28 protein-coding genes are annotated in these 24,963 nt (G+C 67.9%); 17 read left to right on the forward strand and 11 right to left on the reverse strand.

The features are described 5' to 3' along the window. Positions 1-37: 37 nt before the first annotated feature. Genes ACMGEZ_RS01220 through ACMGEZ_RS01230 form a run of 3 tightly spaced genes read right to left on the reverse strand, consistent with a single transcriptional unit; the run spans position 38 to position 3,499 of the window. On the reverse strand, positions 38-802 hold the full coding sequence (locus ACMGEZ_RS01220) for an SDR family NAD(P)-dependent oxidoreductase (RefSeq protein ID WP_436820419.1): 765 nt from the start codon (positions 800-802) through the stop codon (positions 38-40). Beyond that, complete coding sequence (locus tag ACMGEZ_RS01225; RefSeq protein ID WP_436820420.1) at positions 799-2,667, reverse strand: feruloyl-CoA synthase; 1,869 nt, start codon at positions 2,665-2,667, stop codon at positions 799-801. The genes ACMGEZ_RS01220 and ACMGEZ_RS01225 overlap by 4 nt, the downstream gene beginning before the upstream one ends. A gap of 55 nt (positions 2,668-2,722) precedes the next feature. Continuing rightward, positions 2,723-3,499: a crotonase/enoyl-CoA hydratase family protein gene (locus ACMGEZ_RS01230; protein WP_436820421.1), complete on the reverse strand. Its 777-nt coding sequence runs from the start codon at positions 3,497-3,499 to the stop codon at positions 2,723-2,725. A 116-nt stretch (positions 3,500-3,615) separates the two neighbouring features. Between ACMGEZ_RS01230 and ACMGEZ_RS01235 the strand changes: the two genes are divergently transcribed. Then, positions 3,616-4,482: an amidohydrolase family protein gene (locus ACMGEZ_RS01235; RefSeq protein WP_436820422.1), complete on the forward strand. Its 867-nt coding sequence runs from the start codon at positions 3,616-3,618 to the stop codon at positions 4,480-4,482. Between the two features lie 30 nt (positions 4,483-4,512). On the opposite strand, the gene kefC is transcribed toward ACMGEZ_RS01235, so the two are convergent. Then, positions 4,513-6,363, reverse strand: a complete 1,851-nt coding sequence (gene kefC / locus ACMGEZ_RS01240) for a glutathione-regulated potassium-efflux system protein KefC (protein ID WP_436820423.1) — start codon at positions 6,361-6,363, stop codon at positions 4,513-4,515. Next, the gene (gene kefF / locus ACMGEZ_RS01245; protein ID WP_436820424.1) at positions 6,363-7,007 is read right to left on the reverse strand and encodes a glutathione-regulated potassium-efflux system oxidoreductase KefF; all 645 of its coding nucleotides are present in this window, start codon (positions 7,005-7,007) and stop codon (positions 6,363-6,365) included. Before kefF ends, kefC begins: the two co-directional genes overlap by 1 nt. Positions 7,008-7,091: 84 nt before the next feature. Between kefF and ACMGEZ_RS01250 the strand changes: the two genes are divergently transcribed. Both ACMGEZ_RS01250 and ACMGEZ_RS01255 read left to right on the forward strand, forming a co-directional pair. After that, on the forward strand, positions 7,092-7,712 hold the full coding sequence (locus tag ACMGEZ_RS01250) for a ParA family protein (RefSeq protein WP_436820425.1): 621 nt from the start codon (positions 7,092-7,094) through the stop codon (positions 7,710-7,712). A gap of 147 nt (positions 7,713-7,859) precedes the next feature. Beyond that, positions 7,860-8,318 carry a MaoC family dehydratase gene (locus tag ACMGEZ_RS01255; RefSeq protein WP_436820426.1) on the forward strand — a complete coding sequence of 153 codons (459 nt, stop codon included), beginning with the start codon at positions 7,860-7,862 and terminating at the stop codon, positions 8,316-8,318. Between the two features lie 21 nt (positions 8,319-8,339). On the opposite strand, the gene ACMGEZ_RS01260 is transcribed toward ACMGEZ_RS01255, so the two are convergent. Both ACMGEZ_RS01260 and ACMGEZ_RS01265 read right to left on the reverse strand, forming a co-directional pair. Next, positions 8,340-8,801 (reverse strand): tRNA (cytidine(34)-2'-O)-methyltransferase, encoded by a 462-nt coding sequence (locus tag ACMGEZ_RS01260; protein ID WP_436820427.1) that lies wholly within the window; start codon positions 8,799-8,801, stop codon positions 8,340-8,342. A gap of 13 nt (positions 8,802-8,814) precedes the next feature. After that, positions 8,815-9,537, reverse strand: a complete 723-nt coding sequence (locus tag ACMGEZ_RS01265; RefSeq protein WP_436820428.1) for a phosphoribosyltransferase family protein — start codon at positions 9,535-9,537, stop codon at positions 8,815-8,817. 22 nt (positions 9,538-9,559) lie between these two features. Between ACMGEZ_RS01265 and ACMGEZ_RS01270 the strand changes: the two genes are divergently transcribed. From ACMGEZ_RS01270 to ACMGEZ_RS01305, 8 genes are all read left to right on the forward strand, one after another. Further along, complete coding sequence (locus tag ACMGEZ_RS01270; protein WP_436820429.1) at positions 9,560-10,474, forward strand: biotin synthase; 915 nt, start codon at positions 9,560-9,562, stop codon at positions 10,472-10,474. Positions 10,475-10,736: 262 nt separating this feature from the next. Next, a complete protein-coding gene (locus ACMGEZ_RS01275; protein ID WP_436820430.1) occupies positions 10,737-11,213 on the forward strand; it encodes a DUF2244 domain-containing protein in 477 nt (158 codons plus the stop codon). 65 nt (positions 11,214-11,278) lie between these two features. Beyond that, a complete protein-coding gene (gene coxB / locus ACMGEZ_RS01280) occupies positions 11,279-12,457 on the forward strand; it encodes a cytochrome c oxidase subunit II (RefSeq protein ID WP_436820431.1) in 1,179 nt (392 codons plus the stop codon). Between the two features lie 51 nt (positions 12,458-12,508). Then, complete coding sequence (ctaD, locus tag ACMGEZ_RS01285; RefSeq protein WP_436820432.1) at positions 12,509-14,146, forward strand: cytochrome c oxidase subunit I; 1,638 nt, start codon at positions 12,509-12,511, stop codon at positions 14,144-14,146. A gap of 13 nt (positions 14,147-14,159) precedes the next feature. Next, entirely contained in the window at positions 14,160-14,273 is a 114-nt protein-coding gene (locus ACMGEZ_RS01290; RefSeq protein ID WP_436820433.1) for a cytochrome oxidase small assembly protein, read from the forward strand. Positions 14,274-14,280: 7 nt separating this feature from the next. Next, a complete protein-coding gene (locus ACMGEZ_RS01295) occupies positions 14,281-14,913 on the forward strand; it encodes a cytochrome c oxidase assembly protein (protein WP_436820434.1) in 633 nt (210 codons plus the stop codon). Continuing rightward, the gene (locus ACMGEZ_RS01300) at positions 14,910-15,125 is read left to right on the forward strand and encodes a DUF2970 domain-containing protein (protein WP_436820435.1); all 216 of its coding nucleotides are present in this window, start codon (positions 14,910-14,912) and stop codon (positions 15,123-15,125) included. The genes ACMGEZ_RS01295 and ACMGEZ_RS01300 overlap by 4 nt, the downstream gene beginning before the upstream one ends. Before the next feature lie 54 nt (positions 15,126-15,179). Next, positions 15,180-16,061, forward strand: coding sequence for a cytochrome c oxidase subunit 3 (locus tag ACMGEZ_RS01305; protein ID WP_436820436.1), 882 nt, complete (start codon positions 15,180-15,182; stop codon positions 16,059-16,061). Positions 16,062-16,132: 71 nt separating this feature from the next. Here the strand turns inward: ACMGEZ_RS01305 and ACMGEZ_RS01310 are convergent, their stop codons facing one another. Next, positions 16,133-16,354, reverse strand: a complete 222-nt coding sequence (locus ACMGEZ_RS01310) for a twin transmembrane helix small protein (RefSeq protein WP_436820437.1) — start codon at positions 16,352-16,354, stop codon at positions 16,133-16,135. Positions 16,355-16,402: 48 nt separating this feature from the next. On the opposite strand from ACMGEZ_RS01310, the gene ACMGEZ_RS01315 reads away from it, so the two are divergent. The 5 genes from ACMGEZ_RS01315 to ACMGEZ_RS01335 are packed head-to-tail and all read left to right on the forward strand — an operon-like array spanning position 16,403 to position 20,581. Continuing rightward, positions 16,403-17,182 (forward strand): SURF1 family protein, encoded by a 780-nt coding sequence (locus ACMGEZ_RS01315; protein ID WP_436820438.1) that lies wholly within the window; start codon positions 16,403-16,405, stop codon positions 17,180-17,182. Further along, positions 17,121-17,846, forward strand: a complete 726-nt coding sequence (locus tag ACMGEZ_RS01320; RefSeq protein ID WP_436820439.1) for a redox-active disulfide-containing membrane protein — start codon at positions 17,121-17,123, stop codon at positions 17,844-17,846. The genes ACMGEZ_RS01315 and ACMGEZ_RS01320 overlap by 62 nt, the downstream gene beginning before the upstream one ends. Positions 17,847-17,865: 19 nt before the next feature. Then, positions 17,866-19,062, forward strand: coding sequence for a COX15/CtaA family protein (locus tag ACMGEZ_RS01325; RefSeq protein WP_436820440.1), 1,197 nt, complete (start codon positions 17,866-17,868; stop codon positions 19,060-19,062). Beyond that, positions 19,059-19,964: a heme o synthase gene (cyoE, locus tag ACMGEZ_RS01330; RefSeq protein ID WP_436820441.1), complete on the forward strand. Its 906-nt coding sequence runs from the start codon at positions 19,059-19,061 to the stop codon at positions 19,962-19,964. The genes ACMGEZ_RS01325 and cyoE overlap by 4 nt, the downstream gene beginning before the upstream one ends. A gap of 8 nt (positions 19,965-19,972) precedes the next feature. Next, positions 19,973-20,581 carry an SCO family protein gene (locus tag ACMGEZ_RS01335; protein ID WP_436820442.1) on the forward strand — a complete coding sequence of 203 codons (609 nt, stop codon included), beginning with the start codon at positions 19,973-19,975 and terminating at the stop codon, positions 20,579-20,581. 91 nt (positions 20,582-20,672) lie between these two features. On the opposite strand, the gene rpoH is transcribed toward ACMGEZ_RS01335, so the two are convergent. The 3 genes from rpoH to ftsY all read right to left on the reverse strand — a co-directional run bounded on the left by rpoH (position 20,673) and on the right by ftsY (position 23,474). Beyond that, positions 20,673-21,608 carry an RNA polymerase sigma factor RpoH gene (gene rpoH / locus ACMGEZ_RS01340; protein WP_436820443.1) on the reverse strand — a complete coding sequence of 312 codons (936 nt, stop codon included), beginning with the start codon at positions 21,606-21,608 and terminating at the stop codon, positions 20,673-20,675. Positions 21,609-21,766: 158 nt separating this feature from the next. Next, positions 21,767-22,228, reverse strand: a complete 462-nt coding sequence (locus tag ACMGEZ_RS01345) for an Mpo1 family 2-hydroxy fatty acid dioxygenase (RefSeq protein ID WP_436820444.1) — start codon at positions 22,226-22,228, stop codon at positions 21,767-21,769. Between the two features lie 61 nt (positions 22,229-22,289). Next, complete coding sequence (ftsY, locus tag ACMGEZ_RS01350) at positions 22,290-23,474, reverse strand: signal recognition particle-docking protein FtsY (protein WP_436820445.1); 1,185 nt, start codon at positions 23,472-23,474, stop codon at positions 22,290-22,292. A 29-nt stretch (positions 23,475-23,503) separates the two neighbouring features. On the opposite strand from ftsY, the gene ACMGEZ_RS01355 reads away from it, so the two are divergent. Then, on the forward strand, positions 23,504-24,961 hold the full coding sequence (locus ACMGEZ_RS01355; RefSeq protein ID WP_436820446.1) for a M16 family metallopeptidase: 1,458 nt from the start codon (positions 23,504-23,506) through the stop codon (positions 24,959-24,961). Positions 24,962-24,963 lie beyond the last annotated feature (2 nt).

The raw sequence follows: 24,963 nt of genomic DNA on the forward strand, positions 1-24,963 counted from the left end.
GGCGATGTCTCCTTGATGAATTCGGATGTCCGGTCTTTCAGCGCGGCGCCATCCGCAACGCCCCGTCGAGCCGGATCACCTCGCCGTTGAGATGCCCGTTGGTGACGAAGTGGCAGGCCAGCTCGGCAAACTCCGACGGCTTGCCCAGGCGCGGCGGGAACGGGATCGAAGCAGCCAGCGATTGCTGCACGGGCTCCGGCAGTTCCTTCAGCAGCGGCGTCGCGAACAGGCCCGGCGCGATGGTGCAGACGCGGATGCCGTGCTGCGCGAGATCGCGCGCCATCGGCAGCGTCATGCCGACCAGCCCGCCCTTGGAGGCGCTGTAGGCCTGCTGGCCGACCTGGCCGTCGAAGGCCGCGACCGAGGCGGTGAACAGCATCACGCCGCGCTCGCCGCCTTCCAGCGGGTCGAGCTTGGCGCACTTCGCCGCATAGAGCCGGCTGATGTTGTAGGCACCGACCAGGTTGATGTTGACGACGCGCACGAAGTCTTCCAGCGGCGCGGGATTGCCGTCCTTGCCGACGATGCGCTTGGCGCTGCCGATGCCGGCCACGTTCATCAGGATGCGGGCCGGGCCGTGCGCGGCGGCGGCCTTGTCGAGCGCGGCGTTCACGCTGTCGGTGTCGGTGATGTCGCACGCGCAGGCGATGCCACCGATCTCGGCGGCGACCTTTTCGGCCAGGCCGGCGTTGAGATCCAGTACCGCCACCTTGGCACCCAGGCGCGCGAGCTCGCGCGCGGTCGCCTCGCCCAGACCCGATGCGCCGCCGGTGACCAGCGCGGCCTGTCCTTCGATCTTCATGCCTTGTCTCCTTGGGGTTTGAGCGTGAAGGGCAGGGTGTCGGCGTGCAGCGCCTCGACGGTCTCTGCCCGGTGCTTGAGCACGGCGCGTTGGTTGATGGAGCCCTTGTCGGTGACCTCGCCCCGGTCGATCGAGGGCGGCTCGTGCTCCAGGTGCAGCCGCGCGATGCGGTTGGCGCTGCCGGTGGCGCTCCGGGCGAGTTCGTCGAGCACGCGCTGGAAATGCGCCTGCACCGGCGCGCTCTCGACGACCTCGCGCATGCCGGCGTCGGCGGCCAGGCCCGCGAGCTCGCGGACCTTCTGCGTCGGGAAGACCAGCGCGCCGACTTCCTTGAGGTTGATGCCGGTCAGCACCGCGTCCTGCACGTAGGGCGCGCCGGCAGCGATGATCCTGGCGCGCATCGGGCCGACGCTCACGAAGGTGCCGGTGGCGAGCTTGAAGTCTTCCGCGATACGGCCGTCGAAGCGCAGGCCGCGGTGGATGTTGTTCTCGTCGATCCACTTCACCGCGTCGCCGGTGCAGAAGAAGCCTTCCTCGTCGAAGGCCTCGGCCGTGGCCTCGGGCGCGCGCCAGTAGCCCGGCGTGATGTTGGGCCCGCGGTAGCGCACCTCGGTCTTGCCGTCGGTGTCGACCAGCTTGATCTCGATGCCCGGCGCGGGCAGGCCCAGGTCGCCCGACTTGACCTCGGGTCCGGTGACGTAGAGCGCGAAGGGCCCCGATTCGGTCATGCCCAGGCCGGTGCCCATCACGATGCGCTCGCCGACCTCGGCCTCCTGCGTGCGATGCAGGCTGTCCCACACCGGCTGCGCCAGGGCGGCGCCGGAATAGAAGAACATCTTCACGCGCGACAGCAGGTTGCGGCGCAGCACCGGGTCGCTTTCCATGGCATGGGCAATGGCCTCGAAGCCGGTCGGCACGTTGAAGTAGATGGTGGGCGCGATCTCGCGCAGGTTGCGCAGGGTTTCGGCCATGCCGGCGGGCGTGGGCTTGCCGTCGTCGATGTAGAGCGTGCCGCCGTTGTCCAGCACGATGCCGACGTTGTGATTGCCGCCGAAGGTGTGGTTCCAGGGCAGCCAGTCGACCAGCACCGGCGGCTCCTCGCCCAGTGCCGGGATCGACTGGCGCAGCTGCTGCTGGTTGGCGCACCACATGCGGTGCGTGTTGATCACCGCCTTGGGCAGCTTCGTCGAGCCCGAGGTGAAGAGGAACTTGGCGATGGTGTCGGGGCCGGTGGCCCGCAGGGCCGCATCGATGGCGGGCGTGGGCGGGGTGGCGGCGAGCTCCTCGAAGGCGGTGGCGAGGCGGCCCGCGACCTGGCCTTCGGCGAGCACGAGCTCGACGTCGGCCGGCACGGCTGCGGTGATGGCGCGCTCGAAGCGCTGCGCGTCGGCGGCGAACACCAGGCCGGGCGTCAGCGTCCGCAGCACATGGCGCAGCTTGTCGAAGTCCTGGCTCACCAGCGAGTAGGGCGGGGAGACCGGGCAATACGGCACGCCGGCATAGAGGCAACCCAGGGCCATGAGGGCGTGCTCGATGCCGTTCTCGCTGAGGATGGCAACCGGGCGCTCGGGATTCAGGCCGCGCTCGAGCAGGGCCTGGCCGATGCTGCGGGCCTTCTGGTGCGCCTCGGCGTAGCTCACGCGAATCCAGTCGCCCGTGCCGCCGCCAGGCAGGCGCTCGCGGCGGGCGATGAAGGTGCGATCGGGCGCGGCCTCGGCCCAGTGGCGCAGGCGGTCGGTCATGCGCTCGGCATAGGGCGCGAGCTCGGCCTCGGCGCGCAGGTAGCGGATGCCGGGGGCGCCTTCGCGCAGCACGGCGCGCGTCACGCCGAAAGCGAGTGGCCGGTAACGGACCATGGTGCTCATTGGAATACCTCGCCTAGGAATGCGGTGCCATTCGCCTTCGGAGCGGCCGTGCGGCTCATTCCTTCGTCACCTTGCCGGCACGGCCTTCGAGGAAGTCGCGCACGCGCTGCTTGGCCTCGGGGGCGCTCTGGACAATGCCGGAGATCAGGGCCTCGGTGAAGAAACCATGATCGGCCGGCTGTTCGCTGATGCGCGGCAGGGCATGCATCAGGGCGTAGTTGGTGAGCGGCGCGTTGCCCGCGATCTTCTTCGCGAGCTCCAGCGCCTTCTCGAAGGATCGGCCTTCGGTGACCAGGTATTGGGCGAAGCCGGCGCGCTCGCCCGATTCTGCGTCGTAGACGCGGCCGGTCATCATCATGTCCATCATGCGCGCGGTGCCGATCAGCTTGGGAATGCGCACCGAGCCGCCGCCGCCGACGAAGATGCCGCGCGAGCCCTCGGGCAGGGCATAGAAGGTGGTGGTGTCGGCCACGCGGATGTGGCAGGCGCTTGCCAGTTCCAGGCCGCCGCCGACCACCGCGCCGTGCAGCGCCGCGACCACCGGCACCGGGCCGCCTTGCACGAGCTCGAGGGCCGCGTGCCACAGGCGCGAATGCTGCATGCCCTGGCCGGCGTCGCGCTCCTTCAGCTCCGACAGGTCGAGGCCGGCACAGAAATGCGGGCCGTCGCCATCGATCACAGCCGCGCGCACGGTGGAAGGCAGGTTCTGGAAGGTGTCGCGCAGGGCGAGGATGAGGGAATCGGACAGCGCATTGCGCTTGGCAGCCCGCGTCAGGCGGATGATGGCGATCTCGTCGCGCAGCTCGAGTTGAAGGTCGGTGGTGGTGGTCATGGTTGCGCTCCCTTTCATGATCGATTATGGTTATCGAAGATAACTAATTCAAGCCGAGTTACAAGGCTCGGCACCCGGATTTACCCTTGGTTTTCGCACAGCCTGGAGACAAGCCCATGGACCACCGCAACCTGATCGCGATCGACACCCACACGCACGCCGAGGTGAGCTGCTGGAACCCCTTCGACAACTACGGCAACGAGTACGACCGCGCGGCCGACAAGTATTTCCGGTCGAGCCGGCGCCCGACCATCCAGGAGAGCATCGACTACTACCGCGAGCGGAAGATCGGCCTGGTGATGTTCATGGTCGACGCCGAGTCGAACCTGGGCCGGCGCCGCATCCCGAACGAGGAGATCGCCGAGGCAGCGCAGAAGAACAGCGACATCATGATCGCCTTCGCCAGCATCGATCCCCACAAGGGAAAGATGGGCGCGCGCGAGGCAAGGCGCCTGATCGAGGAACACGGCGTCAAGGGCTTCAAGTTCCATCCGACGGTGCAGGGCTACCACCCTTACGACCGCATGGCCTGGCCGATCTACGAGGTGATCGCCGAGCACGGCCTGCCGGCCGTGTTCCACACCGGCCACAGCGGCATCGGCTCGGGCATGCGCTGCGGCGGCGGCCTCCGGCTGGAGTACAGCAATCCGATGCACCTGGACGACGTGGCCATCGATTTCCCGGACATGCAGATCATCATGGCGCACCCCAGCTTCCCCTGGCAGGACGAGGCGCTCAGCGTGGCGACGCACAAGCCCAACGTCTGGATCGATCTCTCGGGCTGGAGTCCGAAGTACTTCCCGAAGCAGCTGGTGCAGTACGCCAACACGCTGCTGAAGGACCGCATCCTGTTCGGCAGCGACTACCCGCTGATCACGCCCGACCGCTGGATGAAGGACTTCGAGGACGCCGGGTTCAAGCCGGAGGTGATGCCGGGCATCCTGAAGGGCAATGCGGTGCGGCTGCTGAAGCTGGACGCTTGAGTTGGCGCCGACCGCTTCGATCGAGGCTTTTCAAGGAACGGGTTCCTGCTCTTCGGTCGCCAGGTTCCAGTCCTGACCCGAGCGCTGCTTGCGCTCCTCGCGCTCGCGCGCGATCTGCTCCTGGAACTGCTGGCGCCCTTCCTTCGAGACCGCGATCAGCTTGGCGCGGTCCTTGTAGTGCGGGTAGAGCTCGTGCATGAGCTCGATGTTGCGCCGGCGGAAGCGCATCGCCGCCTCGCGCGCCTCGTAGGGCGGCCAGCCCAGCCCCTCCAGCACTGAGCGGGCGCTGCGCAGCGAGGACTCGAAAAGCTCGCGCTCGATGAATTCGACCTTGCGGTCCAGCAACTGGTAGAGATGGCCCACGTTGCGTGCGCGGGCGATGATGCGCGCGTTCGGGAAGTGCTCGCGCGCCATGTCGACGATGGCGAGCGACTGCTCCACGCCGTCCACCGCCACCACCAGCACCTTGGCGGTGCCGGCGCCGGCGGTGCGCAGCAGGTCCAGCCGGGTGGCATCGCCATAGAACACGCGGAAGCCGAACTCGCGCAGGCTTTCGATGGTGTCGGGGTCGTGGTCCAGCACGGTGAGCTTCAGGCCCTGGGCACTGAGCATGCGGCCCAGGATCTGGCCGTAGCGGCCGAAGCCGCAGATCAGCACCTTGGCGTCCTGCTGCTCGGAGATCTCTTCCATCATGACCGGCGCCCCGTCGCTGTAGCGTGGCAGCACCCACTTGTCGAGTGCCACCAGCAGCAGCGGCGACAGCAGCATCGACAAGGCCACGGCGCCGACCAGGAACGATGCGGTGCCGGCCGGCAGCACCTGCGGCCCGGCTGCCTGGAAGACGACGAAGGCGAACTCGCCGCCCTGCGCCAGCAGCAGCGTGAACACCGGCCGCTGCTGGTAGGGCAGTCCCATCAGCTTCGCCAGCGTGAAGATAACGATGCACTTCAGCAGCATGAAGCCGACCACGACCAGCGCCATCAGCCCCGGCCGGGCCAGCAGCACGCCGAAGTCGATGCTCATGCCGACTGCGATGAAGAAGAGGCCCAGCAGCAGGCCCTTGAAGGGCTCGATGTCGGTTTCCAGCTCGCGCCGGTACTCGCTCTCGGCGAGCAGGACGCCGGCGAGGAAGGCGCCCAGCGCCATCGACAGGCCGACGAACTGCATCAGCGCGGCGATCGCCACCACCAGCAGCAGCGAGGCGGCGGTGAAGATCTCGGGCGTGTCGCTGCGCGCGATCCAGCGCAGCAGCGGGCGCAGCACCAGCCGGCCGCCCAGCACGATGCCGCCGACCACCGCGACGATCTTCAGCGCCTCGAGCGCTCGGTCGGCGCCGGTGAGGGCCGGCCCAGTCTCGGAGCCCACCGCCAGCAGGGGCAGGAGCGCGAGGATCGGGATCGCCGCCACGTCCTGGAACAGCAGGATCGAGAAGCCGGCCTGCCCGCTCGGCGTCGGCAGCAGGTTGCGTTCGCCCAGCACCTGCAGCGCGATGGCGGTCGAGGACAGCGCCAGGCCGAGCGCCGCGACCAGGGCCACGCGCCAGCCCGCGCCGCCCGCCCAGCCGGCGAGGAAGAGCACGGCCGCGCAGGCGACGACCTGTGCCGTGCCCCAGCCGAAGATCGGCCGGCGCAGGCTCCACAGGCGCTTGGGCTCCAGTTCGAGGCCGACCAGGAACAGCATCAGCACCACGCCGAACTCGGCGAAATGCAGGATGTCCGTCACGTTGGTCACCAGGCCCAGGCCCCAGGGGCCGATGACGATGCCGGCCGCGAGGTAGCCGATGATCGAGCCGAGGCCGAGCGCCTTCGACAACGGCACCACCAGCACGGCGGCGCCCAGGTAGATCAGCGAGTTGACGAGCCAGCCCGGTGCGTGTTCCATCAGGCCTCCTCGTGTTCCAGCGGCCGGTCGGTGGCCGGGACTTCGCAGGCGGCGCATTCGGGGATGTCCTCCATCTCCGGCCAATCGGGGTAGCTCGAGAGGCGCTCGCTGAAGACCTCGATGTGCGCGGCCAGCATCTCGGGGCTGGCACTGCGCGCGCCGTGAAAGAGCAGCGGCGGCAGGAAGCGCATGCCGCAGAGGGCGGCGGTCTGCTCGTAGGGCGGCAGGAAGGCGTCGAAGAAATAGCGGTTGTAGCTCTGCGGGTGGTAGCTGCGCTCGGGCCCGCCGGTGGTGGCCACCAGCCAGCAGTCCTTGCCCTGCAGCGCCGTGCCGCCGCCGCCGTAGGCCCAGCCGTAGCTCAACACCTCGTCGAGCCAGAGCTTCTGCAGCGCCGGCATCGAATACCACTGGATCGGGTGCAGCAGCACCAGCAGCCGGGCGCGCGCCAGGCGGGCCTGCTCGGCCTGAACGTCGATCGCGTAGTCGGGATAGCTGGAATAGAGGTCGTTGACCTCGACACCGGGCACGCTGCGGGCCGCCTGTAGAAGCTGCCAGTTGACGCGCGAATCGCGCCAATGAGGATGGGCAGCGAGCAGGTAGATGCCGCCTGCGGAGCGGCCCGGGCTTGGTGTTGTCGTGGTCATGGCCCGCGAACATAGCGCAACTCGGGACGGCCGGCGGGCGCGGCTACCATGGCGCCTGTCTCTTCAGCCTGGAAGGAGCCTGTCATGCCGGTCGTCCTGGTCGCCAATCCCAAGGGTGGGGTCGGCAAGTCCACGCTCGCAACCAACATTGCGGGGTATTTCGCGAGCCGCGGCCATGCCGTGATGCTGGGCGACATCGACCGGCAGCAGTCCTCCCGGCTGTGGCTCGGCCTGCGCACGCCGGCCGCGCGCGAGATCAGGAGCTGGGAGGCTTCGGACGACGGCACCGTGGTGCGGCCGCCGCGCGGCACCACGCACGCGGTGATCGACACGCCGGCTGGCCTGCACGGCTCGCGCCTCAAGGAGGTGGTCCCGATGGCCGACAAGGTGCTGGTGCCGCTGCAGCCCAGCATCTTCGACATCTACGCCACGCGCGACTTCCTGGACAAGCTGCTGGCCAATCGCCATGCCGGGAAGACGAAGGTCGGTGTTGTCGGCATGCGTGTCGACGGGCGCACGCTGGCGGCCGAGCGACTGCGCGAGTTCGTCGCCGGGCTGGGCGTGCCGGTGCTCGGCGAGCTGCGCGACACGCAGAACTACGTGCAGCTGGCAGCGCGCGGGCTCACGCTCTTCGATATCGCGCCGGGCCGGGTGCAGCGCGACCTGGAGCAGTGGGAGCCGATCCGCCAATGGCTGGAGGCTTAGCTCTCCCCCAGGTTGGCTCACTTCGTGTAGCCGCCCACCCCCTCACCGGGGGCAACACCAGCGGCCCGGCAAAGCCGGTTCCGCGGTGTTCCCTGAACTGTCACGGCGGCTACAGCGGCTAAGGCCCTGGCCAGCTAGAGTGAAAGCATGAAGAAGACATTCCAGACCCTTCAGGATCTCGCCGCCTGCGTCGGCCAGGAAGTCGCGGTGAGCGACTGGATCACGGTCACGCAGGAGCAGGTCAACCAGTTCGCCGAGGCCACCGGCGACCACCAGTGGATCCACGTCGACGTGGAACGCGCCAAGGCCGGGCCCTTCGGCGGGCCGATCGCGCACGGGTTCCTGACGCTGTCGCTGCTGCCGCGCTTCTACGAGTCGGCCTTCGAAGTGGTCGAGTCGCGCATGGGTGTGAATTACGGGCTCAACCGTGTGCGCTTCATGACGCCGGTGCCGGTCGGCGGCCGGCTGCGCGGGCGCATGAAGCTGCTGAGCTGCGAACCGATCGCGGGCGAGGGCGTCCAGATGGTCTGGGAGACCACCATCGAGCTCGAGGGTGCGCCCAAGCCGGCCTGCGTCGCCGAATCGGTGGTGCGCCGCTTCCGCTGAGGGTCGCGCGCCAGCCGGCTCTCAGGCGAAGCCGTTCTGGCGCCATGCCTCGAACACCGTCACCGCCACTGCGTTCGACAGGTTCAGGCTGCGCTGGCCTTCGCGCATCGGCAGGCGCAGGCGCTGCGGCGGCGGGAAGCGCTCGCGCAGTTCCGGCGCGAGGCCGCGCGTCTCCGACCCGAAGACCAGCCAATCGCCGGGGCGGAAGCCGACCTCGTGGACCGTGCGCGTGCCCCGCGTCGTGAGCGCGAACAGGCGCTCGGGCGCGGGCCGCTCGGCCGCCAGCAGCGCCTCCCAGCCGGCATGGCGCCGGACCTCGGCGTACTCGTGGTAGTCGAGGCCAGCGCGCCGCAGCAGGCGGTCGTCCATCGAGAAACCCAATGGCTCGACCAGGTGCAGGGTGCAGCCGGTGTTGGCGGCCAGCCGGATCACATTGCCGGTGTTGGGCGGGATTTCGGGCTCGACCAGGACGATGTGGAACATGGGCCGATTCTCTTCAAGACGGCGGATCGGTCCTTGCCAGCACCATCGCAGTCACATGTGCGGCCCCGCCGGTGCGAAGCACCTGAGCCGCCGAGAACAGCGAGGCGCCGCTGGTCATCACATCGTCCACCAGCACGATGCACCGCCCGCGTACGGCTTCCGCGCGCAGCGGCTCGAGCGCGAAGGCGCCGCGCAGGTTGCGCAGCCGCTCGGCACGCGCGAGGCCGCTTTGCGGCGGCGTCTCTCGTGTGCGCAACAACAGCCCTGGATCGGTCTTCTGCGGCGCCAGCCGGCGCGCCAGCTCGTGCGCCTGGTTGAAGCCGCGCTCGCGCAGCCGGTTTTTCGCCAGCGGCATCGGCAGCACCAAGTCGGCCTGCTCCAGGGCCGGCTCGACCCAGGGGGCGCTTCGCAGCAGGGTCGCCAGCGGTGCGGCCCAGCCCGCGCGGCCCTGGAACTTGAACTGCGCGATGCAGTCGGGCCAGGGCCAGACGTAGGCGCAGGCCGCGAGGCAGGCGTCCAGCGGGGGCGGATGGGCCAGGCACTCGCCGCACCGGGCCACACCCGGCGGCACCGGCAGCGCGCAGCTGATGCAGCGCGAGGCGGGCGGGGCGAAGCGGGTGACGCAGGCGTCGCACACCGGGCGCGAGGGCCAGGCGCGGCACACCGCGCACTGGCTCGGCACGCGCTCGAGCAGGAAAGAGAGCAGAGAAGCGCGCTCGCGCCAAGGGTTGGACATGGCTCAATATACTGAGCGCCCGATGGAAATTACCTCCCCCCAGCGACCGCCGACCATCGATGCCGCGGCCGCCGCACGCTGGGGCCGCCTCGCGCCTGCCGCCGGTTCGCCCTGGCTGCACGAGGAGATCGGCCGGCGCATGGAGGACCGCCTCCAGTGGATCAAGACGCAGCCGCGCCACTGGGCCGACTGGTCTCCGCTGCGCGGCGGGCTGGAGTCGCATGCACTGCTCGCGCGCCGCTACCGGGATGCCGCCGCCTTCGTGATCGAGCCGGAGTCGGCGCTGCTCGCGCCTACCCGCGCGGCGCTCGCGACGCCCTGGTGGAGCACGCGGCGCTGGCAGGGCGCCCGGCCGAGCTTCGACGCGCCGCCCGAGGAGGGCGTGGACCTGCTCTGGGCGAACATGGCGCTGCACATGGCGGCCGATCCGCAGGCGCTGATCGCCCGGTGGCACCGCCTGGTGGCGACGGATGGCTTCCTGATGTTCTCCTGCTTCGGCCCCGACACCGTGCGCGAGCTGCGCGTGCTGCACGAACGCCACGGCTGGCCGCCTGCCAGCCACGAATTCACCGACATGCACGACTGGGGCGACATGCTGGTCCATGCCGGCTTCGCGGAGCCGGTGATGGACATGGAGCGCATCGTGCTCACCTGGCCGAGCGCCGAAGCGGCGCTGGCCGAGCTCCGCACGCTGGGGCGCAATCTCCATCGGGCGCGCTTTCCCGGGCTGCGAGGGCGGGGCTGGCATCGCGCCCTGCGCCGCGCGCTGCCCGAAGTCGCCCTGTCCGCGGAAGGGGCGGGGCGGATCGCCCTGACCTTCGAGATCATCTATGGGCATGCCTTCAAGCCGGCACCGCGGGTGGCCCTGGCGGCCGAAAGCGCGGTCTCGCTGCGCGAAATGCGTTCGATGCTCCAGCGCGGCCGTCCGGGTGCATGAGCCGCACGGCCGCTCCGAAGGCGAATAGCACCGCAGCCGCAGGCGAAGGTGTTCCGATGAGCCGCACGGCCGCTCCGAAGGCGAATAGCACCGCAGCCGTAGGCGAAGGTACTCCACTGAGCCGCACGGCCCATCGAGAATGAACCCCTTTGTTCACCCGCTACAATCCGCCGTTGCGTGAACTCCGGGTATTGTCCCGTGATCGAGGCCTGTCGGACATGGGTTTGACGGCGATCGACGCACCGATTTGCTGAACTCGCCCGTGTCGAATTCCGTGTTTCGTTTTGCCACCGTCTCAGGCCAGAACATCCACTGGTTCCTGAAGCGCAACTGCTCGGTTACGCCGAGCCAGCTCGGCTGGCTCTACGCATCGCTGTGCGTGATTTCGCTGGGCATCGGAACCATCTTCTGGGTGCATGGGGCGCCTCTGGTGCTGCCCTTCGCCTGGCTCGAGCTGGGCGCGGTCGGCTTCGCTTTTCTGGTCTATGCGCGCCACGCCGCGGACGGCGAGCGCATCGCGCTGCAGGGCGGCCGGCTGGTGGTCGAGCTCGAGAATGGCGGGCACTACGAGCGCACTGAATTCTTGCCGCACCAGGTGCGGGTCGAGCCTCAGATCAGCGACCGCTCGCTGATCGAGGTCTCGGGACAGGGTCGTTCGGTCAAGGTGGGGCGCTATGTGCGTCCGGAGTTGCGCGCGGCGCTGGCACGCGAGATTCGCATGGCATTGCGTGGCGCCTGAGAGGGGTGCGCGGTGCAGCACCGTGGAGACCGGTGGGTTACTTGAAAATTGAAGAAGTGAACACGATGAAGAGCAATTGGTGCAACAACAAGTGGCCGGCGAATCTGCTGCTGGCGGCCGGTGCAATGTGGGGCGGCGCGGCGCATGCAGTCAACGATCTTGCCGGCGGCCCGTCGGTGCGCCAGCTGAACCTGCCGGTGGGTGTCACCAAGATCGCGGAAGAGCAGCACTTCCTGCACACCGTGATGCTGGTGCTGTGCACGGTGATCTTCATCGCCGTCTTCGCGGTCATGTTCTATTCGATCTGGAAGCACCGCAAGTCGGTGGGGCACAAGGCTGCCAACTTCCATGAATCCGTGGTGGTCGAAGTCCTCTGGACCATCGTGCCGTTCATCATCGTGATCCTGATGGCGCTGCCGGCTACCAAGGTGCTGGTGGCACAGAAGGACACCACCAACGCCGACCTCACGATCAAGACCACCGGCTACCAGTGGAAGTGGGGCTACGACTACATCAAGGGCGAGGGCGAGGGCCTGGCCTTCATCTCGACGCTGGACAGCTCGCACCGGGCCATGTCGGACGCCGGCGCCAAGGGCGATGTGCCGGACGACTACCTGCTGAAGGTCGACAACCCGATGGTGGTGCCGGTCGACACCAAGGTGCGCATCATCACCACCGCCAACGACGTGATCCATGCCTTCGCCGTGCCGCAACTGGGCGTCAAGCAGGATGCCATTCCGGGCTTCGTGCGCGACACGTGGTTCCGCGCCGAGAAGGTGGGCGACTATTACGGCCAATGCCAGGAGCTCTGCGGCAAGGAGCACGCCTACATGCCGATCCACGTGAAGGTGGTCTCCAAGGGCGACTACACGGCGTGGGTCGATGGCAAGCGCAAGGAGGCGGCGGCCAAGCAGGACGACCCGACCAAGGTCTGGACCCTGCCTGATCTCCTGGCGCGCGGCGAGAAGGTCTATGCGGCCAACTGCGCGGCTTGCCACCAGGCCAACGGCAAGGGCGCCGGCCCGATCAAGCCGCTGGACGGCTCGGCGGTCGTGGTCGACCCCGACCACAACAAGCAGATCCACATCGTCCTCAACGGTGCGAACAACGGCGCCATGCCGGCCTGGAAGCAGCTGAGCGACACCGACATCGCGGCCGTGGCGACCTTCACCAAGAACAGCTGGTCGAACAAGACGGGCCAGCTGGTGCAGCCGGCCGAGGTGCTGGCGCAGCGCGGCAAGTAAGCCGGCGCTGCCTCACGACGCCACGACGAAGAGTTTGCAAGGAATATCACAATGAGCGCAGTCATCGATCCCCACGGCCACGCACACGGCCACGGCGACCATGCCCACGACGAACATCACGCCGCGCCGACCGGCTGGCGCCGCTGGGTGTTCGCCACCAACCACAAGGACATCGGCACGCTGTATCTGCTGTTCTCCTTCACCATGCTGATGGTGGGCGGCGTGCTCGCGCTGCTGATCCGCGCCGAGCTGTTCCAGCCCGGCCTGCAGGTCGTGAACCCCGAACTGTTCAACCAGTTCACCACCATGCACGGCCTGATCATGGTGTTCGGCGCGATCATGCCGGCCTTCGTGGGCTTCGCGAACTGGATGGTCCCGCTGCAGATCGGCGCCTCCGACATGGCCTTCGCGCGGATGAACAACTTCAGCTTCTGGCTGCTCATTCCTGCGGCCATCATGCTGGTGGGCTCTTTCTTCATGCCCGGCGGCGCACCTGCCGCGGGCTGGACGCTCTACGCGCCGCTCACGCTGCAGATGGGCCCCTCGATGGACGCCGGCATCTTCGCGATGCACATCATGGGCGCCTCGTCGATCATGGGCTCGATCAACATCATCGTGACCATCCTCAACATGCGCGCCCCCGGCATGACGCTGATGAAGATGCCAATGTTCTGCTGGACCTGGCTCATCACCGCCTACCTGCTGATCGCCGTGATGCCCGTGCTCGCCGGCGCCATCACCATGACGCTGACCGACCGCCACTTCGGCACCAGCTTCTTCAGCCCCGCCGGCGGCGGCGATCCGGTGATGTACCAGCACATCTTCTGGTTCTTCGGCCACCCCGAGGTCTACATCATGATCCTGCCGGCCTTCGGCATCATCAGCCAGATCGTGCCGGCCTTCTCGCGCAAGCGCCTGTTCGGCTATGCATCGATGGTGTATGCGACTTCCTCAATCGCGATCCTGTCCTTCATCGTGTGGGCGCACCACATGTTCACCACCGGCATGCCGGTGACCGGCCAGCTGTTCTTCATGTACGCGACCATGCTGATCGCGGTGCCGACGGCGGTGAAGATCTTCAACTGGATCGCCACCATGTGGCAGGGCTCGATGACCTTCGAGACGCCGATGCTTTTCGCCGTGGGCTTCATCTTCGTGTTCACCATGGGCGGCTTCACGGGCCTGATCCTGGCGATCGCCCCCATCGACACGCAGCTGCAGGACACTTATTACGTCGTCGCCCACTTCCACTACGTGCTGGTGGCCGGCTCGCTGTACGCCATGTTCGCGGGCTTCTACTACTGGGTGCCCAAGTGGACCGGCGTGATGTACGACGAGACGCGCGGCAAGATCCACTTCTGGTGGTCGCTCATCTCCTTCAACATCACCTTCTTCCCCATGCACTTCCTGGGGCTGGCCGGCATGCCGCGCCGCTATGCCGACTACCCGATGCAGTTCGCCGACTTCAACGCGGTCGCCTCGGTCGGCGCATTTGCCTTCGGACTGGCGCAGGTCTACTTCTTCCTGTTCATCGTGCTGCCCACGATGATGGGCAAGGGCGAGAAGGCCTCGCAGAAGCCCTGGGAGGGTGCCGAGGGCCTGGAATGGGAAGTTCCCTCGCCCGCCCCGTTCCACACCTTCGAGAATCCGCCCAAGCTGGACGCCACCGCCAGCAAGGTGATCGGCTGAGAGGATGCGCGCCATGACGACGCCTGAGCAGAAGAGGAACAACCGGCGCATGGGGCTCACGCTGGCCTCCATCGCGGTGCTGTTCTTCATCGGTTTCGTCGTCCGCATGGTCTGGATCGGCCACTGAGTCGCACATGAGCATCGGTCAACGCATCCGTCGCGAGAACGTCCGCATGGTCGGCAAGCTGGCCGTCGTCGCCGCCGGCATGTTCGCGTTCGGCTATGCGCTGGTGCCGCTGTACCGCGCCATCTGCGAGATGACCGGCATCAACATCCTCGCGCTCTCCGAGCTCGAGGTGCCGGGCGGCGCCAGCGGCGGCAAGAACGTGCGCCTGCCCGACAACACGCAGGTCGACACCAGCCGCACCATCACCGTCGAGTTCGACGCCAACGTGCGCGGCCTCTGGGACTTCAAGCCGGCGCAGCGCTCCATGCAAGTCCATCCGGGCCAGCTCAACACGGTGATGTACGAATTCCAGAACGTGCAGAACCGGCGCATGGCCGCGCAGGCCATCCCCAGCTACGCACCGCAGCAGGCCGCGCCTTATTTCAACAAGCTCGAGTGCTTCTGCTTCAATCAGTACACGCTCGAAGCGGGCGAGAAGAAGCAGTGGCCGGTCGCCTTCGTGATCGACCCGAAGATCTCCAAGGACGTCAAGACGATCACGCTGTCGTACACCTTCTTCGAGGTCGGCGGCAAGACACCGCCCGCGCCCGTGGCAGCCAATGCCGCCACGCCTGCGCCGGCCGCGGAGCCGCGTTCATGATCATGGCCGAGACACCGCCGCCCAAGAAGGGCTCCCTGTTGCGCACCGTCAAGGCGGTGGCCTGGGGCTTCTTCGGTGTGCGCAAGAACAGCGACTACGAGGAAGACATCGCCAAGCTCACGCCGCTGCACATCGTGGCCGTGGGGCTGGTGGCGGCGGTGCTCTTCGTGGTCGGCCTGATCCTGCTGGTGAAGTTCGTCGTCGCGCCCTGACAGGGACAAGTGCCCCACAGATTTGAATCGAGAGAGAAGAGACCAGGACCTGATATGAGTTCAAGCACCCACGGCACCACGCCCTACTACTTCGTGCCTTCGCCATCGCCTTATCCGGTCATGGCGTCGATCGGCCTGCTCTTCGTGATCTTCGGCGCCGCCCAATGGATAAACGGCCACCAGTGGGGCGCCTGGTCGCTGCTGGTGGGCATGGTGTGGTGGCTGGCCACGCTCTTCGTCTGGTTCCGCCGCGCCATCAGCGAGAGCGAGAGCGGCCAGTACGGCCACAAGGTGGATCTCTCGTTCCGCTGGAGCATGAGCTGGTTCATCTTCTCGGAGGTGATGTTCTTCGGCGCCTTCTTCACCGCGCTGTGGTGGGCACGCACCCATGCACTGCCTTCGCTCGGCAGCCTGGACAACGCCCTCCTGTGGCCCGATTTCAAGGCCGTATGGCCGACCCTTGCCGCAGGCGCCACGGGTTCACCGGCGGACATCGTCGAGCCCTTCCAGACGGTCGGGCCGTTCTGGCTGCCGACCATCAACACCGCGCTGCTGCTGAGCTCGGGCGTCACGCTGACCATCGCGCACCACGCGCTGCGCGCCGACCATCGCGCGCAGGCGATCCGCTTCATGTGGCTGACCGTGCTGCTGGGCGCCATCTTCCTCGGCGTGCAGGGCTACGAGTACTACCACCTCTACACCGACCTGAACCTCAAGCTCAGCTCCGGCGCCTACGGCTCCACCTTCTTCATGCTGACGGGCTTCCACGGCCTGCACGTGTTCATCGGCATGCTGATGCTGCTGTTCATCACCCTGCGTCTGCGCGCGGGGCATTTCACGGCGGAGCGCCACTTCGGCTTCGAGGGCGCCGCCTGGTACTGGCACTTCGTCGACGTGGTGTGGCTCGGCCTGTACTTCCTGGTTTACTGGCTTTGAGCTTGCAGGACGGCACAAAAAGAAAGCGCCGCAAGGCGCTTTTTTCATGGGGGTTGTGGAACGAGCACGACCTACTTGCTGACGGGCAGCCCGCCGGGCTGGATGTAGCCGAACTTCCAGGCCAGCAGCAGGCACAGGAACAAAACCACCGAAAGCCCGATCCGAACGGTGAGCGCGCGCACCATTCCGCCGCTCTTGGCGCGGCCCTCGCGCCCATCCCTCAGCATGAAGAACAGCGCGACACCGAGGCTCGCCAGGATGCCGATGAAGGCCAGCGCGACAAGGTATTTCATGATTCCGATTATCGGCCGCACCGGCCGGCCCGCGGTGTGGACGATGGAATGACGCCCCCTGCGGGGCGATCGCGCGCCGGGCGTTTTTGGCTGGTCACGCTGGCGGCCCTGATCATGCTCGCGGCCACGGTATCGCTGGGCCGCTGGCAGCTGTCACGCGCCGCGCAGAAGGAGGCGCTGCAGGCTGAAATCGAGGCGCGCAAGACCCTGCCGCCGCTCGAGCAGGAAGGTTTCCTCGCACTCGATCCGGCGACTTCCGCCATGCACCGGCCGGTGCGCCTGCGCGGCCTGTGGCTCGCGCCGCACACCGTCTACCTGGACAACCGCCAGATGCATGGCCTGCCCGGTTTCTACGTGCTGACACCATTTGCCATCGAAGACAGCAACCAGACCGTGCTGGTGCAGCGCGGCTGGGTGCAGCGCAACTTTACCGACCGCACGCAGCTCGCCCCTGTCGAGACGCCGAGCGGCCTGGTCGAGCTGGTGGCCCGTGTCGCGCCGCCGCCTGCCCACCTCTTCGAACTGGGCAAGGAAGCCCCGCCGCCCGCCGCAGCACCGGGGTCTTCGCCCATCCGGCAGAATCTCGATCTCGAAGCGTTCCGCGAGCAGACCGGGCTGCCCCTGCGGACCGATGTCTCGCTGTTGCAGACCGGCCCGACCTCCGAGGGCTTGCAGCGCGACTGGCCGGTCCCCGCGCTGGGCATCGAAAAGCACTACGGCTATGCGTTCCAGTGGTTCGGGCTCGCCGCCCTCGTCGTCATCCTCTATGTCTGGTTTCAATTCATCGCCCCCTACCGCAGCGCGCGCCGCCTCCGCCATGGCCGATGAGCCGCTCGGGCTGACGGTGCATTCGATGCCCTCGCCACGCCAGGCGCTCGATGGCGCCGAGGGTCGGCGCACGGTCCACGGCCGCTGGAAGATGATCCTGGTCATGCTGTGCTGCGCGGCGCCGGTGATCGCCTCCTACTTCACCTACTACGTGATCCGGCCCGAGGGGCGGCGTGTCTACGGCGAGCTGATCGACCCGCAGCGCACCATGCCCGAGCTGACCGCCACGAGCCGCGAGGGCGCGCCCGTGCGTCTCTCCACCTTGAAGGGCCAGTGGCTGCTGGTCACGGTGGCCGATGCGGGCTGCGACGCGCTATGCGAACAGCAGCTCTATCTTCAGCGCCAGTTGCGCGAGAGCCTGGGCCGTGAAAAGGACCGGCTCGATCGCATCTGGCTGGTGAGCGACGCAGCCCCGATACCCGCACGCCTGGAGAACGGCCTCCATGGGGCGACCGTGCTGCGGGTGCCGGCGGCGCAGCTGGCGCAATGGCTGGCGCCCGCGCCAGGGCATGCACTGCAGGAGCACTTCTTTGTCGTCGATCCCATGGGCAACTGGATGATGCGCTTCCCCGCCCGCATGGACACCGCCGGCGCGGGCCGCGCCAAGCGCGACCTCGAGCGGCTCCTGCGCGCCTCGGCCTCCTGGGACGAGCCGGGCCGTTAGGCGCGACGGCCCGCACAGCATGGACACGAACTCGCTCTACGACCTCAAGCCCATTGCCTGGCTCCTGGCGGTCGGCGTGTTGCTCGCGCTCGGGCCGCTGATCTGGGTCTGGCGCCGCGGCGCCGGCCATGGCGCTGCCCGGCGCCTGCACGTGCTGACGGTGCTCACGCTGTTCCTGACCTTCGACCTCACCCTGTTCGGCGCCTTCACGCGCTTGACCGATTCCGGCCTGGGCTGCCCCGACTGGCCCGGCTGCTACGGCAACGCCAGCCCCTTCGGCGCGCGCCACGACATCGCTATGGCAGAGGCGGCACAGCCCGCCGGCCCGGTGACGCACGGCAAGGCCTGGGTAGAGATGGTGCATCGCTACCTGGCCACCGGCGTCGGCTTCCTGATCCTCGTGCTGGCCGTGGCCACCTGGGTGGCGCGGCGGAACCAACGGAATCCGGAACATGCACGCGAACGCCCGCTCAGCGCCTGGTGGCCGGCGGCCACGCTGGTGTGGGTCTGCCTGCAGGGGGCGTTCGGCGCGCTGACCGTGACCTGGAAGCTGTATCCGGCCATCGTCACGCTGCACCTCCTCGGCGCCATCGTGCTGCTGGCGCTGCTGTGCATCCAGGCCGTGCGCTACCGGCAGGCAGCCGCCGAGCGACAGCCCACGCCCATTCCCTCCGCATTGCACACATTGCTGATGGTGGTGAGCGCCTTGCTGCTGCTGCAGATCGCGCTCGGCGGCTGGGTCAGCACCAACTACGCGGTCCTGGCGTGCACCCAGTTCCCGACCTGCCAGGGCAGCTGGTGGCCGCCGATGAACTTCGCGCAGGGCTTCCACATCTGGCGCTCGCTGGGGGAGGGCGCCGACGGCGCGCCCATTGACTTCGCGGCGCTGACGGCCATCCATTACGTGCACCGCCTCATGGCCTACGTTGTTTTCATCGCGATCGGCCTGCTCGTCTGGCGGTTGCGGGGCGTCGCGCCGCTGCGCCCGCAGGCACGATGGCTGGCCGGGCTGGCGCTGTTGCAGCTTGCCACCGGCCTCGGCAATGTGCTCCTGGGCTGGCCGTTGGTCGCCGCCGTGCTGCATACCGGCGGCGCCGCCGCGCTGGCGGTGGTGCTGACCTGGGCCCTGTGCGAAAGCCGACGCGCGCAAGGCGCCGTGACTGCCGCTACGACGGCTCGTGGCACCGCAGTCCGCAGGGCGGAGGTCATCCAATGAGTACGCCGGCCTCGATTCCCAGCCATAGCGCGGCCAGCGTGCTGCGCCAGTTCTACGCGCTGACCAAGCCGCGGGTGGTGCAGCTCATCGTGTTCTGCGCCCTCATCGGCATGGTGCTGGCAGTGCCGGGCCTGCCCGACATGGCAGAGCTGCAACGCATCGTGGTGGCCTGCATCGGCATCTGGCTGGTTGCCGGCGCTGCGGCGGCCTTCAATTGCCTGGTCGAGAAGGGCATCGACGCCAAGATGAAGCGCACCGCCTGGCGGCCGACGGCGCGTGGCGAGCTGAGCGACCGGCAGGCGCTGCTGTTCTCGGGCGCGCTGTGCGCGGCCGGCTCGGCGGTGCTGTGGTTCGCGGTGAATCCGCTCACCATGTGGCTCACCTTCGCGACCTTCGTCGGCTATGCGGTGATCTACACCGTGGTCCTCAAGCCCTTGACCCCGCAGAACATCGTGATTGGCGGTGCCTCCGGCGCGATGCCGCCGGTGCTGGGCTGGGCGGCGATGACGGGCGAGGTGAGCCCCGAGGCGCTGATCCTCTTCCTCATCATCTTCCTGTGGACGCCGCCGCATTTCTGGGCGCTGGCCCTGTACCGCGTGGAGGACTACCGCAAGGCCGGCCTGCCGATGCTTCCGGTGACGCACGGCAACGAGTTCACGCGGCTGCAGGTGCTGCTCTACACCTTCATCCTGTTTGCCGCCTGCCTCATGCCCTTCATCTACGGCATGAGCGGCTGGCTCTACCTGGCGGTCGCGGTGGCCGTGAGCGTCGGTTTCACGGGCTATGCCTTCGCGCTGTGGCGCCGCTACTCGGACACGCTGGCGCGCAAGACCTTCCGCTTCTCGCTGATCCACCTGAGCGTGCTCTTTGCCGCGCTGCTGATCGACCATTACCTGCGATGAATGAATCCATGAACAAGCGCCATGCACTTCGACTGATGGCCTGGACCGGGCTGGCGGCGCTCGCGGGCACGGGCCTGGCGGCCTGCTCGGAAAAGAAACCCAGCTTCAATGCCGTGGACGTCACCGGCGCCGACTACGCCAAGGGCTTCACGCTCAGCGACGCCGACGGCAAGCAACGCACGCTGGCCGACTTCAAGGGCAAGGTCGTCGTGATGTTCTTCGGCTACGCGCAGTGCCCGGATGTCTGCCCGACCACCATGAGCGAGATGGCGCAAGTCAAGCAGCAGCTGGGCAGCGACGGCGACAAGCTGCAGGTCCTGTTCGTCACGGTGGATCCCGAGCGCGATACGCCTCCCGTGATGAAGGCCTACATGGGCGCCTTCGATCCGAGCTTCGTCGCGCTGATTCCCACGCCGGAGCAACTGCCCGCGCTGGCGAAGGACTACAAGGTCTACTACAAGAAGGTCGAGGGCAAGACGCCGACCAGCTATTCGATGGACCACTCTGCCGCCAGCTTCGTCTACGACACCGAGGGGCGGCTGCGGCTCTACTCGCGCTACGGCGCGGGCGTACCGGCGATGGTGTCGGACCTCAAGGCCCTGCTGAAATCCGCCTGAGGCGCAGGCGCGCCACACATCGGCCAGGCGTAGGTCGACCAGCCACAAAAAAGCCCGGTCAGTGCCGGGCTTCGATGGATGCGATGGAGGCTCAGGCGAATTCCGCCAGCGCCTTCTTCATCTTCTTCATGGCCGCCGATTCGATCTGGCGGATGCGCTCGGCGCTCACCCCATACACCGCGGCCAGCTCATGCAGCGTCATTCCGCCCGAGCCATCGTCGTTGACCTTGAGCCAGCGCTCTTCCACGATGCGGCGGCTGCGATCGTCCAGCGTCGCCAGGGCCGTCGAGATGCCGTCGGTCGACAACCGGTCGCGCTGGCGCGATTCGATCTGCGCGGTGGGCTCCTGCGAGGCATCGGCCAGGTAGGCGATCGGACCGAAGGCGTCATCGCCGTCCTCCGAGGGGCTGGGATCGAGCAGCACGTCGCCGCCCGACATGCGCGTTTCCATCTCGAGCACTTCCTCGGGCTTGACGTTCAGGCGCGTCGCCATCCGGGAGACCTCGTCCGCACTCAGCGTGTCGCGGTGGGTGTCGCCGTCGGCCGAGCCGGCCTTGAAGCCCTGCTTCATCGAGCGCAGGTTGAAGAACAGCTTGCGCTGCGCCTTGGTGGTCGCGACCTTGACCATGCGCCAGTTCTTCAGGATGTACTCGTGGATCTCGGCCTTGATCCAGTGCATGGCATAGCTGACCAGGCGCACGCCCTGGTCGGGATCGAAGCGCTTGACCGCCTTCATCAGGCCGACATTGCCTTCCTGGATCAGGTCGCCGTGCGGCAGCCCATAGCCCAGGTACTGGCGGGAAATCGAGATCACGAGGCGCAGGTGCGAAAGCACCAGCGCGCCGGCGGCTTCCAGGTCATTGTGGTCCCGCAACCGGCGCGCATAGCGCTGCTCTTCCTCCTGCGTCAGCAGGGGGAGGCGGTTGGCGGCGGAAATGTAGGCGTCCAGGTTACCCAGCGAGGGCACCATCGTCCACGGATTGGCGACGGCGAGCTGGTTGGCGGGGGCTCCGGACATTGCTGTCATTGGGCAAACTCCTTCGTTCGAGGGCATATTAGCACTCGATTGGACAGAGTGCTAAGGCAAGGGTTCCCTCGGGGTTGCAATGGGACGAATAGGCTCAGCCTATCCTGGCGCCGGTCCCCAACAGTAGGACGGCGCCGAGTCCCGGGCCCGGAAGCCTGCTACCAGCGAATGTTCAGGCGCAGGAAGAGTCTGGACAGTACGAACAGCGGTCCGACCCACAGGTACTGGACATCTTCGAAGAAGGAGGGCTTCTTGCCCTCGATCTTGTGCCCGACGAACTGGAAGATCCAGGCCACGACGAAGATGGTGGCGGAAATCGGGAGCACAAGATCCCCCATCGCATGCACCGCGGCCAGCGCCAGGGCGATGCAGATGCCCATGGCGATCACGAAGGTCGCGGAGCGCAGCGTCAGGTAGTAGACCGCGCTGGCGGCCACGAAGGCATAGGCCACCCACGGATGCAGGGCGTAGAGCAGGCCGACGATGCTCAGCATGATCGCCGGAATGGCGATCAGGTGGATCGTCTCGTTCGTCGGGTTCTGGTGGCTCTCGCCGTAGTGGGCGAGCAGCCGGTCGACCTTGCGGTCGGTGCCCGGCAGGGGCGTGGCGGCGCTGTGCATGGCGGTCTCCTGGCGGGCTCTGCGGCCCCTCGGCATGATGCCAGAAGCGCCACCGCCGGGGCTACCCCATCAGGGCCTGGGCAAACTCCCGGGCCTTGAAGGTCTCCAGGTCTTCCAGCTTCTCGCCAACGCCGATGAAATACACCGGGATCGGCCGCTCGCGCGCGATCGCGCACAGCACGCCGCCCTTGGCAGTGCCGTCCAGCTTGGTGATGACCAGTCCCGTCAGGCCCAGTGCCTCGTCGAAGGCCCGGACCTGGGCCAGGGCGTTCTGACCGGTGTTGCCATCGATCACGAGCAGCACCTCGTGCGGCGCCGTGGCGTCGGCCCGGGCCACCACGCGCTTGATCTTCTTGAGCTCATCCATCAGGTGCAGCTGGGTCGGCAGGCGGCCGGCGGTATCGACCAGCACCACGTCCTTGCCGCGCGCCTTGCCGGCATTGACCGCGTCGAAGCTCACGGCGGCCGGATCCCCGCCCTCCTGGCTCACGATCTCGACCGTGTTGCGGTCGGCCCAGACCAGCAGTTGCTCGCGCGCGGCGGCGCGGAAAGTGTCAGCCGCCGCCAGCAGCACCGAGGCGCCCTCGCTCAACAGGTGCTTCGTGAGCTTGCCGATCGAGGTGGTCTTGCCGGCGCCGTTGACGCCCGCCACCATGATCACCGTGGGCGTGTGCTCGCCGATCACCAAATCCTTCTCGAGCGGGCGCAGCAGGTCCGCGATGGCCTCGGCCAGCAGCAGCTTGACCTGCGAGGCCTCGGTCGCCATGTTGCTGCGCACGCGCCGGCGCAGGTCGTCCAGCAGGTATTCCGTGGCCTTCACGCCCGTGTCGGCCATCAGCAGGGCCTCTTCGAGCTCCTCGTAGAGGTTCTCGTCGATCTGGGCGTTGACGAAGGCGGCGGTGATGCTGTTGCCGGTTTTGCGCAAGCCCGTCTTGAGCTTGCTGAGCCAGCCGCTGCGCTCGGGCGGCGCGACTTCCGGAGGCGCCACCGCGGGCACCCTCACCGGCGCGGGCGTCTCGGCGGCAGGGGCAGGGACCGGCGCCTCGGGGGCCGCTGCAGGCGAGACCTGGGAGGGGGCTTCCGCGGGTGGCGGCTCGACCGGCTTGGCGCCGAACCACCTGGACGGCGAGAACACCGACCTGGCGGGCGCCGGCGGCTCGGCGGGCGTCTCGGCAGGCGTCTCGGCAGGCGCAGGCGCCGGCGTGGAGCTGTCGGGGACCTGCTTTTTCTTGAAGAAACTGAACATCGGGGGGTTTTTACAATCCGACCCATTCTATGAAACACCCCTCGCCACGCCGTGCTGCGTCTGGTGCGGTGCTGGCCTCGGTGCTGATGGCGTCGTGGGCCGGAGCCGTCCTGGCGCAGACACCTCCACCGGACGCCCCCGCCCCTGCCGCGATCATCCAGCCCGTCCAGGCCCGCCAGTTCACCCTTGCCAACGGCATGACCCTGATCGTCAAGCCCGACCGGCGGGCGCCGACCGCGGTCCAGATGCTCTGGGTGCGCGTCGGCTCCTTCGACGAGGTCGACGGCACCTCGGGCGTGGCGCACGTGCTCGAGCACATGATGTTCAAGGGCACCCGGGCGCTCAAGCCCGGCGAGTTCTCGCGCCGGGTCGCCGCGCTGGGCGGGCGCGAGAACGCCTTCACCACGCGCGACTACACCGGCTACTACCAGCAGATCCCGGCCGACAAGCTGGAAGAGGTGATGGCACTGGAGTCCGACCGCTTCGCGAACAACCAGTGGGCGGACGAAGAATTCAAGCGCGAGATCGAAGTCGTCAAGGAAGAGCGCCGCCTGCGCACCGACGACCAGCCGCGCGCCCTGCTCGGCGAGCTGCAGAACGCCGCCATCTTCATCGCCTCGCCCTACCACCGTCCCATCGTCGGCTGGATGAGCGACCTCGACGCCATGACGCCGGCCGACGCGCGTGACTTCTTCCGGCGTTGGTACGTGCCTGCCAATGCGGCGGTCGTGGTGGCCGGCGACGTCGATGTCGAGCGGGTGCGCGCCCTGGCCGAGAAGTACTACGGCCGTATCCCCACCCGCGCCGTGCCTGAGCGCAAGCCACGCATCGAGCCGCCGCAGCGCGGCATCCGGCGCGTCGAGTTCAAGGCGCCTGCCGAGCAGGCCTACGTCTCGCTGGCTTTCCGTACGCCGCAGATTCCGGCTACCGACCAGTTCGACGGTGCGAGCGATGCGTACGCGCTCACGGTGCTGTCCGCCGTGCTCGACGGCTATCCCGGCGCGCGGCTCGACCGCGCGCTCACGCAGGGCCCGGGCCGCGTGGCCGACTCCGCCGGCGCGTACGCGGGCTTCGTCGGCCGCGGCCCTCAGATCTTCGTGCTCGACGGCGTGCCTGCCGCCGACAAGACGCCCGAAGCGGTCGAGGCCGCGCTGCGGGAGCAGGTGGCGAAGATCGCCCGCGAGGGCATCGGCGCGGCCGAGCTGGCGCGCGTCAAGACCCAATGGACGGCCAGCGAGATCTACAAGCTCGACTCGGTCATGGCGCAGGCGCGCGAACTCGGCAGCCACTGGGTCCAGGGCCTGCCGCTCGACGCCAGCGCGCGCATCATCGCGCGCCTGCAGAAGGTGACGGCCGAAGAGGTGCAGGCAGTGGCCGCGAAGTACTTCGGCGACGACCAGCTGACGGTTGCCACCCTGCGGCCGCTGCCGCCTGATCCCCAACGCCGCGCGCGCGGCTTCGCGGCGCCTGCGGGCGACCTGCGTTGAAG

The sequence above is a fragment of the Variovorax stachyos genome, assembly GCF_051400855.1.
Lineage (GTDB): Bacteria > Pseudomonadota > Gammaproteobacteria > Burkholderiales > Burkholderiaceae_C > Variovorax.

Coding starts and splice junctions, on each gene's coding strand:
- ACMGEZ_RS01220 (WP_436820419.1), bottom strand. CDS start 802: ATGAAGATCGAAGGACAGGCCGCGCTGGTCACCGGCGGCGCATCGGGT.
- ACMGEZ_RS01225 (WP_436820420.1), bottom strand. CDS start 2,667: ATGAGCACCATGGTCCGTTACCGGCCACTCGCTTTCGGCGTGACGCGC.
- ACMGEZ_RS01230 (WP_436820421.1), bottom strand. CDS start 3,499: ATGACCACCACCACCGACCTTCAACTCGAGCTGCGCGACGAGATCGCC.
- ACMGEZ_RS01235 (WP_436820422.1), top strand. CDS start 3,616: ATGGACCACCGCAACCTGATCGCGATCGACACCCACACGCACGCCGAG.
- kefC (WP_436820423.1), bottom strand. CDS start 6,363: ATGGAACACGCACCGGGCTGGCTCGTCAACTCGCTGATCTACCTGGGC.
- kefF (WP_436820424.1), bottom strand. CDS start 7,007: ATGACCACGACAACACCAAGCCCGGGCCGCTCCGCAGGCGGCATCTAC.
- ACMGEZ_RS01250 (WP_436820425.1), top strand. CDS start 7,092: ATGCCGGTCGTCCTGGTCGCCAATCCCAAGGGTGGGGTCGGCAAGTCC.
- ACMGEZ_RS01255 (WP_436820426.1), top strand. CDS start 7,860: ATGAAGAAGACATTCCAGACCCTTCAGGATCTCGCCGCCTGCGTCGGC.
- ACMGEZ_RS01260 (WP_436820427.1), bottom strand. CDS start 8,801: ATGTTCCACATCGTCCTGGTCGAGCCCGAAATCCCGCCCAACACCGGC.
- ACMGEZ_RS01265 (WP_436820428.1), bottom strand. CDS start 9,537: ATGTCCAACCCTTGGCGCGAGCGCGCTTCTCTGCTCTCTTTCCTGCTC.
- ACMGEZ_RS01270 (WP_436820429.1), top strand. CDS start 9,560: ATGGAAATTACCTCCCCCCAGCGACCGCCGACCATCGATGCCGCGGCC.
- coxB (WP_436820431.1), top strand. CDS start 11,279: ATGAAGAGCAATTGGTGCAACAACAAGTGGCCGGCGAATCTGCTGCTG.
- ctaD (WP_436820432.1), top strand. CDS start 12,509: ATGAGCGCAGTCATCGATCCCCACGGCCACGCACACGGCCACGGCGAC.
- ACMGEZ_RS01290 (WP_436820433.1), top strand. CDS start 14,160: ATGACGACGCCTGAGCAGAAGAGGAACAACCGGCGCATGGGGCTCACG.
- ACMGEZ_RS01295 (WP_436820434.1), top strand. CDS start 14,281: ATGAGCATCGGTCAACGCATCCGTCGCGAGAACGTCCGCATGGTCGGC.
- ACMGEZ_RS01300 (WP_436820435.1), top strand. CDS start 14,910: ATGATCATGGCCGAGACACCGCCGCCCAAGAAGGGCTCCCTGTTGCGC.
- ACMGEZ_RS01305 (WP_436820436.1), top strand. CDS start 15,180: ATGAGTTCAAGCACCCACGGCACCACGCCCTACTACTTCGTGCCTTCG.
- ACMGEZ_RS01310 (WP_436820437.1), bottom strand. CDS start 16,354: ATGAAATACCTTGTCGCGCTGGCCTTCATCGGCATCCTGGCGAGCCTC.
- ACMGEZ_RS01315 (WP_436820438.1), top strand. CDS start 16,403: ATGACGCCCCCTGCGGGGCGATCGCGCGCCGGGCGTTTTTGGCTGGTC.
- ACMGEZ_RS01320 (WP_436820439.1), top strand. CDS start 17,121: ATGTCTGGTTTCAATTCATCGCCCCCTACCGCAGCGCGCGCCGCCTCC.
- ACMGEZ_RS01325 (WP_436820440.1), top strand. CDS start 17,866: ATGGACACGAACTCGCTCTACGACCTCAAGCCCATTGCCTGGCTCCTG.
- cyoE (WP_436820441.1), top strand. CDS start 19,059: ATGAGTACGCCGGCCTCGATTCCCAGCCATAGCGCGGCCAGCGTGCTG.
- ACMGEZ_RS01335 (WP_436820442.1), top strand. CDS start 19,973: ATGAACAAGCGCCATGCACTTCGACTGATGGCCTGGACCGGGCTGGCG.
- rpoH (WP_436820443.1), bottom strand. CDS start 21,608: ATGACAGCAATGTCCGGAGCCCCCGCCAACCAGCTCGCCGTCGCCAAT.
- ACMGEZ_RS01345 (WP_436820444.1), bottom strand. CDS start 22,228: ATGCACAGCGCCGCCACGCCCCTGCCGGGCACCGACCGCAAGGTCGAC.
- ftsY (WP_436820445.1), bottom strand. CDS start 23,474: ATGTTCAGTTTCTTCAAGAAAAAGCAGGTCCCCGACAGCTCCACGCCG.
- ACMGEZ_RS01355 (WP_436820446.1), top strand. CDS start 23,504: ATGAAACACCCCTCGCCACGCCGTGCTGCGTCTGGTGCGGTGCTGGCC.